The organism is Idiomarina sp. H2, from assembly GCF_004364275.1.
GTDB classification, from domain to species: Bacteria; Pseudomonadota; Gammaproteobacteria; order Enterobacterales; family Alteromonadaceae; genus Idiomarina; species Idiomarina loihiensis.
Genome location: NZ_SNZY01000007.1, coordinates 16,457 through 30,427, shown reverse-complemented (window position 1 = coordinate 30,427; position 13,971 = coordinate 16,457). Strand labels below are relative to the sequence as shown.

Below are 13,971 nucleotides of genomic sequence, written 5' to 3'. Positions count from 1 at the left end.
AGCGAATTTGATACAGATCAAGTATTGGTAAGTATTTACTCTAAAATAGATCTTTTTTTGATCTGATTAGACCAGCAAAGCGTAAACTATCGCATTCAAAAGTTCTTTGTTTGTTGTAGGAATACCTTAATGCTTTGCGCTAAAACGAAACACCAGCTCGCTAAAACCACTGAAGAGCTGTCGCAATATAAACAGTTAATGAATGCCATTGACAGTAATGTTGCGCGTATTGACTTTACCCCTCAGGGCTATGTTTTAAATGCCAATAACCAGTTTCTGGAAACCATGGGATATGGTCTCGATGATGTTATCTCTAAACATCACAAAATGTTTTGTGAACCGAGTTATTCATCTTCTCAGGCGTATCGAAATTTTTGGCAGCAGCTGGCAGAGGGTAAGTCGCAGCATGAGCGATTTAAGCGCATTCGCAGTAATGGCGACATTATTTGGTTAGAAGCGACGTACTTTCCTGTTAAAAACGAGAAAAGCGAGGTTGTTTTCATTACGAAAATTGCCAGTGATGTCACTGACGAAGTCACCGCCTTAGAGCAGCAAACCGCCATTAATACGGCAATTAATAAGTCAATGGCGACTATCGAGTTTTCACCTGACGGAGTCATTACCTGGGCAAATGATAACTTTCTGAACACTTTGGGTTACTCGCTCAGCGATATTACCGGCAAGCACCATAAGCTGTTTTGTGAGCAAAGCTTTTACGATGAAAATCCGGGTTTTTGGCGAGAACTTGGTAAAGGTGAGTTTAAAACCGGACGTTTTAAGCGTGTCAGCAAGCACGGGCAACCGATTTGGCTGGAAGCCAGTTACAACCCAATTTTTGATAGTAATGGTCGAGTTGTAAAAATCATTAAGTTTGCCAGCGACGTGACGGAGCAAGTGTTAAAAGCCCAGCAAACCACAGAAGCTGCAGAAATTGCGTATTCGACGTCTCAGCAAACGGCGATGATAGTGAAAGACGGTAAAGCCTCTATTGATGTCTCTGTGGAAACCTCTAATGAAATTCTGACTAAAAGCCAGAAAACCGACGATATTATTGAGCAGTTACAAGAGCAAGCCGTTAGTATTGAAGACATTGTCAAAACCATTAACGCACTAGCTGAACAAACAAATCTTCTGGCATTAAATGCGGCGATTGAAGCGGCTAGAGCGGGTGAGCATGGGCGTGGGTTTGCTGTGGTTGCTGACGAAGTAAGAAATTTGGCAACCAGAACGACGCAGGCAACAAGCGAGATATCGGGCGTTATGCAGCGCAGTTCAGAAGTTTCAGAAGCTATCTCGTTGTCTATTGACGATATTCAGGAAATGGCAAAGCGCGGAAAAGAGCAAATTGAAAAAGTGAAAAGCTTGATAGAAGAGATAGATGAAGGTGCGACGAATGTCGTAAATGCGGTGAGCCACCTTTCTTAAGGTGACTCACTGGTTTTTCATACGAGTTTAAATTCGGATATTTAGCCCGCAGGGTAAACGTAATTTGCCTGGATACCCAGAGGAAAGCCAAGAGTCCAGTAGAGGATAAGGAAGGCTGACCATAGTATTAAGAGCGCTACAGTATAGGGCAGCATCATTGCTACTAAAGTACCTATGCCTGTGCCTTTAACATAGCGTTGGCAATAAAGAACGACCAGCGGGAAGTAAGGCAGTAGTGGCGTAATAATATTACTGGATGAATCACCGACACGATACGCCGCCTGGGTTAAGTCGGGTGAATAGCCTAACTGCATTAGCATAGGCACAAAAATAGGGGATATCAGGGCCCATTTAGCCGATGCTGAACCTACGAATAAGTTAATAAAGGCTACTAAGAAAACGATGCCGACCATAGTAACCCCACCAGACAGCTCTAAGCTGGCCAGGAAGTTAGCGCCTTTAACGGATATTAAAGTGCCGAGCTGTGAATCTCCGAACGCTTTTATGAATAAGGCACAGAAGAACGCCATAACCATATAGTAGGCCATGCCTTCCATTGACTTAGTCATTGCGCCGATAACATCCTGCGAGTTGGTAAAGTTACCGGAAACATAGCCGTGAACAATACCCGGAATAATAAACAGTAAGAAAATGAGCGGTACAATCATACCCATAAGAGGTGCTGAGTAAGATGCCAATTCACCGGTTGCCGGGTCAGCCAAAGGAGTATTTTCAGCCGTTGCTGAGAAATACAACAGAGCCAAACCTACGGCCATGGTGATTACGCCAGCATAAAACGCTTTGCGATCACGTGGGGAGACGTCGTCTAGCGCAGGCATATCTTCGGCGTCACCATCAATTTCGGCACCGCGTAAACGGGGCTCAACCACTTTGTCCGTCAGGAACCAACCAATGGCAACAACGACAATTGACGAAGCGGCTGTAAAGTAATAGTTATTCAGTGGATTTAACTGCATGTCGGCGTCAATAATTTGTGCGGCGCTTTCAGTAAAGCCCTGCAACAACGGATCGATAGCCGAAGGTACGAAGTTGGCACTGAAACCGCCGGAAACACCAGCAAAGGCTGCAGCAATACCCGCCAGCGGATGTCTGCCGGCCGCGTAGAAAATTACACCACCTAAAGGAATAACCAGAACGTAGCCGGCATCAACTGCCGTATGGCTGACTATAGCAACCAGAATCAAAACCGGCGTCAGCAACATTTTCGGCGTAACGTTCAACATGAGTTTTATGGCAACATTAATAAAGCCCGAGCGTTCGGCTACACCCACACCCAGCATAGCTACCAGCACAACACCCAGGGGTGCAAAACCCATAAAGGTATCAACCATATTGGCAAGAAAAGCCGCAAATTCGGTGCCGCTTAATAAGTTGATTACGCCAATAGAGTCACCCGTAAGCGGGTGCTTCTCATCAAAACTCACGCCGGACAACTGGTTGTTATTTTATTGGTCTAATTATTATGCGCAGGTATCATAACCATTATTGTAAGGTGGAACAAAGCGAACAAGGTGAAAAAGTGTCAATGATTTGTGGTACAGATGAAGCGGGTCGCGGACCTATTGCCGGGCCGGTTGTGGCAGCGGCTGTCATTTTAGACCCGGATAACCCAATTGAAGGGCTTAACGACTCAAAAAAACTGAGCGAGAAGAAGCGTGAAAAATTGAGTCTGGAAATAAAAGAAAAGGCACTTTACTGGGCTATTGCTCAGTCTGACCCCGACGAAATAGAAGCCATTAATATTCTCTGGGCGTCGATGAAAGCCATGCAGCGAGCTGTGGAAGCACTGCCGGTCAAACCCGATATGGTGCTGGTGGACGGCAACCGGGTTCCGGAGTTGAATGTACCGGCAAAAGCCATTGTTGGCGGCGATGCCAGCGAACAATGCATTGCTGCTGCTTCAATTTTAGCGAAAGTGGAGCGGGACAGACAGATGCTCAAGTGGCATGAATTGTACCCACAATATGAATTCGATAAACATAAGGCTTATGGTACTCCCAAACACCTGGAGTTATTGGAAAAACACGGGCCTTGTCCTATACACCGTAAAGGTTTTAACCCGGTTAAGCGGCTCCTTGCTAACTTGTGATTTAACCCGAAAATTCATACAATAACGGCCTGTTCATTAAGCTCTTTCAGGAAGTTGGAGTTCACCATGCAGTCTATCCCGCACGTTGATATGCGCCGTTATCAGAATGATTTTGATGCTTTTACTCAAGATGTCGGTAATGGTTACGAAAAATACGGTTTTATTGCCTTAACTCAGCACGGCGTCGATACTGCGCTTATTGAACGGGCACTGGATACCTGTCGTGAATTGTTTGCATTACCTGAAGATGTAAAAAAACAATATCACCGCCCGGGTCAGGGTGGCGCCAGAGGCTACACGCCCTTTGGTACTGAAGTGGCTAAAGACGCCAAACATGTCGACTTAAAAGAGTTCTGGCATGTGGGTCGTGAAGTTGAAGGGGAGCCCGCATACCCACAACTATTGCCAAACGTCTGGCCACAAGAGTTGCCTAAATTTAAAGACGATATGCTAGCTATTTATGCGGCTTTGGATAACCTTGGTAATCAGGTGCTGGAAGCTCTGTCAGTTTATTTGGGTCAGCCGAAAGACTTTTTCCGCAATAAAGTGAATAACGGCAATTCAATTTTGCGGCCTTTACACTATCCACCTATTATTGATGAAGATACGCCATCGGTTCGTGCCGGTGCGCATGAAGACATCAACGTTCTGACACTATTGGTGGGGTCGCGTGAACCGGGGTTAGAAGTGCTGGCGAAAGACGGCACCTGGGTGCCGGTAACCATTATTGAAGGTGCTATTATTTGTAACGTGGGTGACATGCTGCAGCGCTTAACGAATCATGTGCTGCCATCGACAACGCATCGGGTGGTTAACCCACCTGCACCATTTAATGAAAAGTCGCGTTACTCAATACCCTTCTTTTTACATTTTAATCCGGATGTGATGATCACACCGCTGGAAAGCTGCATTTCGGATGAAAATCCGCAGCGAGATGAACCTATTACAGCGGATGACTATCTAATGCAGCGCTTACGTGAAATTGGTTTGATAAAAGACTAAAAGGAACAGCTGGTGAAAACAGGCGAGTTTAATCTAAAACGCATAGTTCGGGGTGTGGCTGCTGTCACTGTTTCTGCATTATTAATCAGTTGCGCATCAGCTCCGCAGGAGCCTGAAAGCAATGAGTTTCGATTGACGTTGCTGCACATTGATGACCACCATTCTAATTTGGATGCTAAGCGGCAAACCTTAGTGTGGGGTGAACAGGAGTGGCAAGTTGAAGCCGGCGGTTTCCCTCGTGTTGGCGCGCAAATCAAAAAGCTACGCGCGGCTAACGAAAATGTACTGACATTGCATGCTGGTGACGCTCTGACAGGCAGCTTGTATTTCACCTTGTTTGGTAGTGAAGCCGACGCCCGCATGATGAACAACATTTGTTTCGATGCCTTCACTATTGGTAACCATGAGTTTGACACCGGCGATGCCGGACTGGCCGAGTTCCTGCAGGAATTGGGAACTGAAAGTTGCCCTACCGTGAAGCTCGGAGCCAATATTAAGCCGAAAGTCGGGCAGTCTCCACTGACCCCTGACCGCGAGTGGCAAATGTTTCAGCCGTACACAATAGTCGAGCGTGGCGGTGAAAAAATAGCCATTATAGGTCTGGACATTGCCAGTAAAACCAAAAAGTCATCGCAGCCGGATGAAACTACTGAGTTTTTAGATGAGCTGGAAACGGCGCGCAAGTATATCGCGGAAGTTCAACAGCAGGGTATCGAGAAAATAGTGTTGCTGACGCACATTCAATACGAGCGGGACAAAGAGCTGGTGCAGCAGTTGCCAGGCGTGGATATTGTTATTGGTGGTGATTCGCATACGCTGTTAGGCGATTTCAGTGATTTTGGTATGGAGTCTGACGGGCCTTATCCAACCGAACTGAGCAATGCCGACGGCGACAAAGTTTGTATTGGCCATGCTTATCAATATTCATTGGTAGTTGGCGAGATGCAGGCGGTATTTGAAGGTGACAAAATTGCAGAGTGCGGCGGGCGTCCGCATTATCTTCTGAGTAACGACATTCAGGTCAGCGACGGCATTGTGACAACTTACGAGCCGATTAAAACCGCACTGGAAGAAAGTGACGTATTCAGCTTTGTTGAACCTGACGCTGAGCTGCAAAGCATGTTGCAGGAGTATCAAGGCAAAGTTGAAGAGTTTTCTGCCGAAGTGCTGGCGCAGGTGCCACAGCAAATTTGTAGTCAGGAAATTGATTTGCCGAGACGCGATGGTTGCGCTGACATTATGAGTTCTGGTGCTCACCGTCTGGTTGCTGAAGCCTTTTTGAGCTCAGTGCCGGAAGCTGACTTTGCTATTCAAAATGGTGGTGGTGTCCGCTCTGGCATTAGCCAGGGGGACTTTACCGTGGGCGACGCTTTCAATGTACTGCCTTTTGCGAATACTCTGGTTAAGCTGGAACTGAGCGGCTCTGAGTTCAAACAGGCAATGGAAGAAGCACTGGCCTATTCCATTTCTGATGGCGGCTCAACCCGAGCTTATCCCTATGGTGCCGGTATTCGTTATTCGGTGGACTTAACCAAAGAAAAAGGCAGTCGTGTGTCTAACCTGCAAGTGTGGGATAAAGGCAGCAGCAGTTGGCAGCCAATGACCGCCAGAGCAACCTACGTGATGGTGACAAACAGCTTTATTGCAGGCGGTCAGGACGGTTATGACACCTTTTATCGTGTCAGTGAGCGCGGACGAGCCCGTAATACCGGAATAGACTATGCTCAGTCGCTGGTGGATTATGCCAGAGAGCAGGAGGTTTTGAAGCGTCCGCAAGAATTTGCGACGCAGTCATATGTTCCTGTGGGAGATAAATAATGGCTCGTGCATTCGAGCCAGCCCCGGTTTCCGATAACGCCAGATTCGATTTTATTGTTGTTATTCTGGCGTTATTGACGGCTTTTGCGCCACTTTCCATTGATATGTACCTGCCGGCTTTCAGCGCTATTGCGTCGGACTATGCGACCGATACGCACCACGTTGAACTGTCGCTGACGGCATTTTTCTTCGGCCTTTTTATTGGACAGCTGCTCTACGGTACAGCGACCGATAAATTTGGGCGTAAAAACCCGCTTTATATCGGTTTAGCTATTTACGTGGTGACATCCATTGGTTGTGCTTTTGCGCCGGATATTCAGTGGCTTATTGCTTTACGCTTCCTGCAGGCTATAGGGGCCTGTGCCGGTATTGTTATTGCACGGGCTGTGGTGCGTGACTTATATACACCACAAGCGTCGGCCCGTGTGTTTTCATTCCTCATATTGGTAATGGGAGTTGCGCCTATTCTGGCGCCTCTGTTTGGTGCCTATGTAACCGAATGGATGGGATGGCGTGCTCTGTTCTTAATTGTCGCCGGTTTAGGTGTGGCCTCCGCCGTGACTATCCACTTTGTTCTGCCGGAAACCCGCGGGCGCCGTTATGACGTGCGTATGCGAAATACTGGCAGCACTTACTGGGCGGTTTTGCGAGATCCTTCATTCCTGCGTTATTCGTTAACAGGTGCTATTGCTCAGTCTGGGTTGTTTGCCTACATTACAGGTTCGCCAAAAATGTTTATTGAGGTTTTTGGTCTTGAACCCATGCACTACAGTTGGCTGTTTGGATTAAACGCTATTGGTATTATTGGCTTTTCGCAGCTTAATGGATGGTTGCTGAAATACCACTCCTCACGCAAGATCCTTAATGTTTCTTTACCGATATTGGCCGTAGTATCCATTGTAATGTGCGTTATGGCGTATTTTAATGCCGGCTTCTGGGGAATATTGCTGCCGTTATTTGCCTATATTTCGACTTTAGGCATGGTTTTCCCGAACGCTATGGCCGGGGCTTTGGCTGAACAGAAAGAACGCGCAGGTTCGGCATCTGCAGTAACCGGTAGCTTACAGTTTTTAATTGCTGGTTTAGTTTCTGCCGGAGTGAGTCAGGCGGGCTCATTCACTGATTACGCCATGGCCTGGGTCATAGGTGTGGCCGGCTTACTCGCGGTAATTGCATACCGCGTAATGCGCCGGCCAGAATAAGCTTTTTAGTTATAATAAGTCGGTGCGGCTGGTCCTACAGGGAATCCAAATACAAAGACCCAAAGGAAGAAAAGCACCGACCAGCCAACAAAGAAGAACATAGAATAAGGGAGCATCATGGCAACCAGAGTGCCAATACCTAAATCCTTCTTGTAACGAGCCGCAACGGCCAATATTAAGCCAAAGTAACTCATCATTGGTGTAATAACATTGGTGACTGAGTCACCAATGCGGTACGCCGCCTGAATGACTTCCGGCGAATAGCCAACCAGCATCAGCATCGGCACAAAAATAGGAGCGGTAATAGCCCACTGTGCAGAAGCCGAGCCAAGCATCAGGTTCACAAAGCCGCAGACCATAATGAAGAACAGGAAAATGATAGGGCCGGTCATGCCAATATTGGTCAGGAACTCTGCACCATTAATGGCAAAAATAGTCCCGAAATTAGTCCACTTAAAGAAGTTAACGAATTGAGCCGCAAAAAATACCAGCACAATATACATACCCATGGTACTCATGCTGTGCGACATCGCGTCGATAACATCGCGGTCGTTTCGCATGGTCTCAACCGTGCGACCATAGACAAAGCCCGGAATGGCGAAAAAGAAGAAGATATAAACAACCACGCCTTTCAGGAATGGCGAACCTTTAACATCACCGGTTTCCGGGTGGCGTAAAATACCCCATTCAGGTACAACGGTTAATGCCAGAATACCTGCCAGAACCAGAACGCTTAACCCCGCGTAAATTAACCCGCGTTTTTCCTGTTTGCTCAGAGGGTCCATTGAGGATTGATCGGACAAATCAATAGAGGCTTCGTCTTTGTTGTATTTACCCAGTTTAGGTTCGACAATTTTGTCGGTTATAAATGCGCCCATAATCGCAATCAGGAAGGTACTGACCATCATGAAGTACCAGTTGGCTTCTGCGCCAACGGTATAGGCAGGGTCAATAATTTTGGCCGCTTCTTCGGTAATGCCCGACAGTAAGGGGTCTACTGTACCAATTAGCAGGTTGGCACTGTAGCCTGCGGAAACCCCGGCAAAACCAGCCTCGTCTGGTCGCGTTATAGTCATTATTGGGAGACTGCATAACTCGCGCCTTTATTATAAGTTTTAGACCAGCGCAAGATTCTAGCATAAAAAAACGGCGCCGCTGAAATCAGGGGCGCCGTTTGTAGGTTAACCTTCAGCTGTTATGCAGCTTCATCTTTCTTAAGGTTTTTCAGGGCATAATCGAATGCTGCCTGACCGGCTAATAAATCTTCCGGAGCAAAGTCATCAACGTTTATGGTACGCAGGCGACCAACTTCCGTGCGCTCAAGCAGAGCAACTTCGTCGTCACTCAATACACCCAGCTCTTTACCTTTAGCGGCCAGCTGGTCTAATTGAGTAAAGCTGAAGCGTTTACCGGCTGCTTTACAAACTTTGTCGTACAGTGGCTCTGAGGCAATCACGTTTTTCAGGGTTTCTTCAAGGAAACCGAAGTGACCTTCAGGGCTAAGGAACTGGCCTTCGCCTAAACGCGTACGGACGTCGTTTGGTGACATAAGCATACGGGCAATTTCATGATCGTTTTTATCTGTAGGACGTTTAGCAATACGACCTAACGGATACATAACGGCGCGCATGAAGCTACCAACACCACCAAAGTTCGCCAGCATTTCCAGCTGTGCTTCCTGTAACTTATGCAGAGTGTCCTGCATAGCCCAGTGAACTAATGGTAAGTCTTCTTTAATGCGACCCTGGTCGTGATAACGCTTCAGCACACAAGAACCGATGTACAAGTAGCTGAGCATATCACCTAAGCGCGCAGAAACTCGTTCCTTGCGTTTAAGACTACCACCCAGTTTACCCATAGCAATGTCTGACAATAATGCCATGTTGGCACTGAAGCGGTTCATCTGCTGGTAGTATTTACGGGTTTCGTCGCTAGCCGGAACAGAGCTCAGGCGGTGACCACCAAAACCATAGAACAGTGAACGAACAAAGTTACTGATGGCAAAGCCAATATGACCAAACACGGCTTTATCAAATTTCTTCAAGGCATCCGGGCCTTTTTCAGCCGAGGCTTCCATTTCTTTCAAAACAAATGGGTGGCAACGGATAGCGCCCTGGCCGTATATCATCATACTGCGGGTAAGAATGTTGGCACCTTCTACTGTAATGGCGACCGGAACACCCTGGTAACCACGACCAAGATAGTTATTCGGTCCTAAACAGATACCTTTACCACCGTGAACGTCCATAGCGTCGTCCATGCAAGCACGTAGCTTCTCAGTCATGTGGTATTTCGCAATGGCACCGATAACGCCAGGCTTCTCGCCTAAATCAATACCTTTGGTGGATAACATAGTCACCGCATCCATCAGGTACGCGTTACCACCTATGCGAGCCATTGGCTCTTCAACACCTTCCATTTTACCAATAGGTAGTTTGAACTGACGACGGATGCGTGAGTAAGCACCAGTTGCCAGAGCCATTTGCTTAATACCACCGGCACTGTTTGAAGGCAAGGTAATTGAACGGCCGACTGACAGACATTCAACCAGCATACGCCAGCCCTTACCGGCCATTTTCTGTCCACCAATAATGTAATCTAATGGAACGAAGACGTCGTTACCGCGGATAGGACCGTTCTGGAACGGCACGTTCAGCGGGAAGTGACGGCGACCAATTTCAACACCTTTGGTGTCGCGAGGAATAAGCGCACAGGTAATACCCAGCTCTTCTTCTTCACCAATAAGGTTGTCAGGGTCGTACATTTTAAATGCCAGACCTAAAACAGTAGCTACTGGTGCTAAGGTAATGTAGCGCTTATTGAAATTCAGTTTAATACCGACAATTTCTTCGCCGTTCCACTCACCTTTACACACCACACCTGAGTCAGGAATAGCGCCTGCGTCAGAACCGGCTTCCGGGCTGGTTAGTGCGAAACATGGAATTTCGTCACCGCTGGCTAGGCGTGGCAGGTAATGGTCTTGCTGTTCTTTGGTGCCATAATGCTGCAACAATTCGCCCGGGCCTAATGAGTTAGGTACGCCGACGGTTGAGGCCAGCACCGTGCTAACACCGGCAAGCTTCTGTAAAACACGAGACTGCGCGTAGGCAGAGAATTCAAGACCACCGTACTCTTTCTTGATGATCATGGCGAAGAATTTCTCGTCTTTCAGGTATTGCCAGACGTGCTCAGGCATGTCCGTTAATTCGTGGGTCACTTCCCAGTCGTCCAGCATTTTGCAGACTTCTTCACAAGGCCCGTCCAGAAAGGCTTTTTCTTCAGCCGTTAACTCGGCTTTAGGTACCTTATGAAGTTTTGACCAGTCAGGGTCACCACTGAATAAATCGCCGTCCCACCAGACCGTACCGGCTTCCAGTGCATCACGCTCGGTATCAGACATTTCTGGCATTACTTTGCGATATGCGCTAAGAATAGGCTTAGTCAGCAGGTTTAAACGAATTGGCGCTATGTTAAGCGGAACCAGAACAATTGCCAGAATAGCCCAAAGCACCGGGCCAACAATGTCAATTGCGCTACCAATAGCGAACATAATAACCAGACCGGCGCTGAACATAGCCAGGCTGGCTCGTTTGTAGATTAATGCAGCCGCGACTATAACAGTAGCGACAATCCAAAGTGCAATACTCATAATGTAATACTCCGATTTGGAGGTCTGACCAGTAATACTGTGCAAGTTAGATCAACCAGAGTATATTTTCAAGAGAAAATTGAACGGGCGTTTGAATTTTGTTGTCAATATAAACGTCCAGTAGTGAACAGAAGGGGAGAAGTGAAAGTGAAAAGGACCGTCAGTTGGCTGGTATCCAGCGTATTATTAAGTGGTTTGGCAATGAATACCGCTGTTGCAGATAGTCAGCAGAACGCCGGGCAACCCATCGAACAATCAATGAAGCCGTATCAGGCTGATTATGTGATCACACGTGGTGACAGCGAGTATGGGGAAGGTTACCGTTATCTTGAGGTGTCGCCCGAGGACGAATGGCAACTGCGGACAAAGTCGGATATTTCCTGGTTTATTTTGTCGGACACCCGTGAAGCTCGTTCGGTATTTATTGTGGATGAAGAGAATAGCCGGCTGGAGCCTCGCGAATTTATTTACATGAGAACCGGCACCGGATCGGATAAGTCTTTTCATGGTGAATTCAAACCGAATGAGAAAAAGGTTCGCAATGTGGATACCGGGCGCATGCTGGATGTGAACTGGGAAGACGCGTTATTTGATGAAGCCAATGTGACCGAACAATTACGTGTGGATTTGGCCAGCGGAGCTGAAACTTTTAAGTACCGATTGGTTGATGAAAAAGGTCAAGAAGACGAATATCGTTTTGAGGTGCTGACAACAGAAGAGTTGTCGTTGCCTTACGGTGAGGTTGAAGCAATAAAAGTCGGGCGTATAAGGGATAATAACCGGCGCCAGACCTTTTTCTGGTTCGCGCCGGAGCTAAATTACGTGATGGTGAAAATGAAGCAGTTTAAAGAAGGTGACGAGCAAGCCACCATGTCACTGAAAAGCTTGTCTATGTGAACTAGTGCTTGTTTGACACGATATGTATCTGCTCTGGCATTTATGTAGCCTGACATTCATGTCAGGTTCAATGTTCAATACCTCACCTGACATAAATGTCAGGCTACGCAATTATTCGGTTGCGTAGCCTTGAGCGCCCAGAACTTCGCCGTCTAGTGTAACGCGACCGCCTTGCAGCTTAAGACGCTCCTGACAAAACCAGTTAACCACCAGCGGATAAATACGGTGTTCCTGCTCGTGCACGCGAGCCTGAACTTCTTCCACTGTGTCACCCTCAAAAATAGGTACTTTAGCCTGCAATACCACGGGACCACCATCGAGTTCTTCAGTGACAAAATGCACACTCACGCCGTGTTCGGTATCGCCCGCGTCTAATGCGCGCTGGTGCGTATTCACACCTTTATATTTAGGCAGAAGAGACGGGTGAATGTTGAACATGCGGCCTTCATAATGGCGCGTAAAATTACCTGTCAGAATGCGCATAAAGCCCGCCAGAACCACTAAATCGGGCTGGTAACTATCAATCAGCGATTTTAGTTCGGCGTCATAAGCCTCGCGAGAGTCAAACTCTTTATGACTCAATACCTCGGTATCAATGCCTTTAGCAGCTGCTTTCTCTAAGCCTTTAGCCGAGGCTTTATTGGAAATAACCGCAACCACTTCACCGGCTACTTTTCCATCTTCGCAGGCCTGTTGAATGGCCTGCATATTACTACCGGTGCCTGAAATTAGTACAACAATACGCTTCATTAGTGAGTCTCGTCGGCCAGAATGTCGACTTGCTCTTCACCTTCAGCCGCGTTGGCAATACGGCCAATTTTCCATGCGTCTTCACCGGCGTCTGTCAGAATTTGAATGGCTTTATCTGCTTGCTCGTTAGGTACGGCGATGACCATACCCACACCACAGTTAAAGGTGCGGTACATTTCTTTCATGCTGACATTGCCGTTTTCTTTTAACCAGTCAAAAATAACCGGCCAGTCCCAGCTATTGCCGTCAATAACGGCTTTACTACCTTTAGGCAGTACGCGAGGGATGTTTTCCCAGAAGCCGCCGCCGGTAATGTGTGACAACGCGTGTACCGGCACGTGTTTAATCAGTTCCAGAACCGACTTAACGTATATGCGGGTAGGTTCTAATAAATGATCAGCCAGTGTTTTGCCTTGTAAGTGAGATTCTAAATCAGCGCCGCTAACTTCAATAATTTTGCGAATAAGCGAGTAACCATTTGAATGAGGGCCGCTGGATGCCAGCGCTATTAAAGCGTCGCCGTCGGCAACTTTGGTACCGTCAATAATTTCAGACTTTTCCACCACGCCCGTACAGAAACCGGCTAAGTCATAGTCGCCGCCTTCGTACATGCCCGGCATTTCTGCGGTTTCGCCACCGATAAGAGCACAGCCCGACTGTTCACAACCGTCGCCGATACCGGCAACCACGTCAGCTGCTACGTCAACGTCCAGTTTGCCGGTTGCGTAGTAGTCAAGGAAAAACAGCGGCTCAGCGCCTTGTACAATAAGGTCGTTGACGCACATAGCAACTAAGTCGATACCTACACCACGATGACGCTTAAGGTCTATAGCTAAACGCAGCTTGGTACCCACACCGTCGGTGCCGGAAACCAAAACCGGCTGTTTATAACCTGCCGGAATTTCACACAGAGCACCAAACCCACCAATGTTACCCATGACTTCAGGCCGGTGCGTGCGCTTGGTAACGCCTTTAATACGTTCAACCAATGCATTACCAGCGTCAATGTCGACGCCCGCGTCTTTATAACTTAAAGAAGGTTTTTTATCGCTCACAGAATAATCCCGACTGGCAAAATTTGCGCGCAAGTTTAACACGATTTAGGCTGCAAAAGGTAG

9 protein-coding genes and 2 pseudogenes are annotated in these 13,971 nt (G+C 47.5%); 6 read left to right on the top strand and 5 right to left on the bottom strand.

What is annotated here, in order from left to right; genetic code table 11:
• Positions 1 to 129: 129 nt before the first annotated feature.
• Positions 130 to 1,425 (top strand): PAS domain-containing methyl-accepting chemotaxis protein, encoded by a 1,296-nt coding sequence (locus DET62_RS14605; protein ID WP_110013804.1) that lies wholly within the window; start codon positions 130 to 132, stop codon positions 1,423 to 1,425.
• A 41-nt stretch (positions 1,426 to 1,466) separates the two neighbouring features.
• Here DET62_RS14605 and DET62_RS10010 read toward each other — a convergent pair.
• Positions 1,467 to 2,876 (bottom strand): annotated as a pseudogene (locus tag DET62_RS10010) (AbgT family transporter); the annotation flags it as partial.
• Between the two features lie 32 nt (positions 2,877 to 2,908).
• Between DET62_RS10010 and rnhB the strand changes: the two are divergent.
• From rnhB to DET62_RS09990, 4 genes are all read left to right on the top strand, one after another.
• Positions 2,909 to 3,535, top strand: a complete 627-nt coding sequence (rnhB, locus tag DET62_RS10005) for a ribonuclease HII (RefSeq protein WP_110013802.1) — start codon at positions 2,909 to 2,911, stop codon at positions 3,533 to 3,535.
• 66 nt (positions 3,536 to 3,601) lie between these two features.
• Positions 3,602 to 4,537: a 2-oxoglutarate and iron-dependent oxygenase domain-containing protein gene (locus tag DET62_RS10000; RefSeq protein ID WP_011234905.1), complete on the top strand. Its 936-nt coding sequence runs from the start codon at positions 3,602 to 3,604 to the stop codon at positions 4,535 to 4,537.
• A gap of 12 nt (positions 4,538 to 4,549) precedes the next feature.
• Entirely contained in the window at positions 4,550 to 6,355 is a 1,806-nt protein-coding gene (locus tag DET62_RS09995; RefSeq protein WP_110013801.1) for a 5'-nucleotidase C-terminal domain-containing protein, read from the top strand.
• Positions 6,355 to 7,557 carry a multidrug effflux MFS transporter gene (locus DET62_RS09990; protein WP_011234903.1) on the top strand — a complete coding sequence of 401 codons (1,203 nt, stop codon included), beginning with the start codon at positions 6,355 to 6,357 and terminating at the stop codon, positions 7,555 to 7,557. Before DET62_RS09995 ends, DET62_RS09990 begins: the two co-directional genes overlap by 1 nt.
• A 5-nt stretch (positions 7,558 to 7,562) precedes the next feature.
• Here DET62_RS09990 and DET62_RS09985 read toward each other — a convergent pair.
• Together DET62_RS09985 and fadE are read right to left on the bottom strand one after the other, a co-directional pair.
• Positions 7,563 to 8,603: pseudogene (locus DET62_RS09985) on the bottom strand (AbgT family transporter); the annotation flags it as partial.
• Positions 8,604 to 8,752: 149 nt separating this feature from the next.
• Complete coding sequence (gene fadE, locus DET62_RS09980) at positions 8,753 to 11,206, bottom strand: acyl-CoA dehydrogenase FadE (RefSeq protein WP_110013800.1); 2,454 nt, start codon at positions 11,204 to 11,206, stop codon at positions 8,753 to 8,755.
• 147 nt (positions 11,207 to 11,353) lie between these two features.
• On the opposite strand from fadE, the gene DET62_RS09975 reads away from it, so the two are divergent.
• The gene (locus DET62_RS09975; protein ID WP_110013903.1) at positions 11,354 to 12,103 is read left to right on the top strand and encodes a DUF3108 domain-containing protein; all 750 of its coding nucleotides are present in this window, start codon (positions 11,354 to 11,356) and stop codon (positions 12,101 to 12,103) included.
• Between the two features lie 111 nt (positions 12,104 to 12,214).
• Here the strand turns inward: DET62_RS09975 and purN are convergent, their stop codons facing one another.
• On the bottom strand, positions 12,215 to 12,853 hold the full coding sequence (gene purN, locus DET62_RS09970; RefSeq protein WP_110013799.1) for a phosphoribosylglycinamide formyltransferase: 639 nt from the start codon (positions 12,851 to 12,853) through the stop codon (positions 12,215 to 12,217).
• Positions 12,853 to 13,908: a phosphoribosylformylglycinamidine cyclo-ligase gene (gene purM / locus DET62_RS09965; RefSeq protein ID WP_110013902.1), complete on the bottom strand. Its 1,056-nt coding sequence runs from the start codon at positions 13,906 to 13,908 to the stop codon at positions 12,853 to 12,855. The genes purN and purM overlap by 1 nt, the downstream gene beginning before the upstream one ends.
• Positions 13,909 to 13,971 lie beyond the last annotated feature (63 nt).

Bases quoted from the DNA above. Each gene is read 5' to 3' on its own strand.
- DET62_RS14605 (WP_110013804.1), top strand. From the start codon at position 130: ATGCTTTGCGCTAAAACGAAACACCAGCTCGCTAAAACCACTGAAGAG.
- rnhB (WP_110013802.1), top strand. From the start codon at position 2,909: ATGCGCAGGTATCATAACCATTATTGTAAGGTGGAACAAAGCGAACAA.
- DET62_RS10000 (WP_011234905.1), top strand. From the start codon at position 3,602: ATGCAGTCTATCCCGCACGTTGATATGCGCCGTTATCAGAATGATTTT.
- DET62_RS09990 (WP_011234903.1), top strand. From the start codon at position 6,355: ATGGCTCGTGCATTCGAGCCAGCCCCGGTTTCCGATAACGCCAGATTC.
- fadE (WP_110013800.1), bottom strand. From the start codon at position 11,206: ATGAGTATTGCACTTTGGATTGTCGCTACTGTTATAGTCGCGGCTGCA.
- purN (WP_110013799.1), bottom strand. From the start codon at position 12,853: ATGAAGCGTATTGTTGTACTAATTTCAGGCACCGGTAGTAATATGCAG.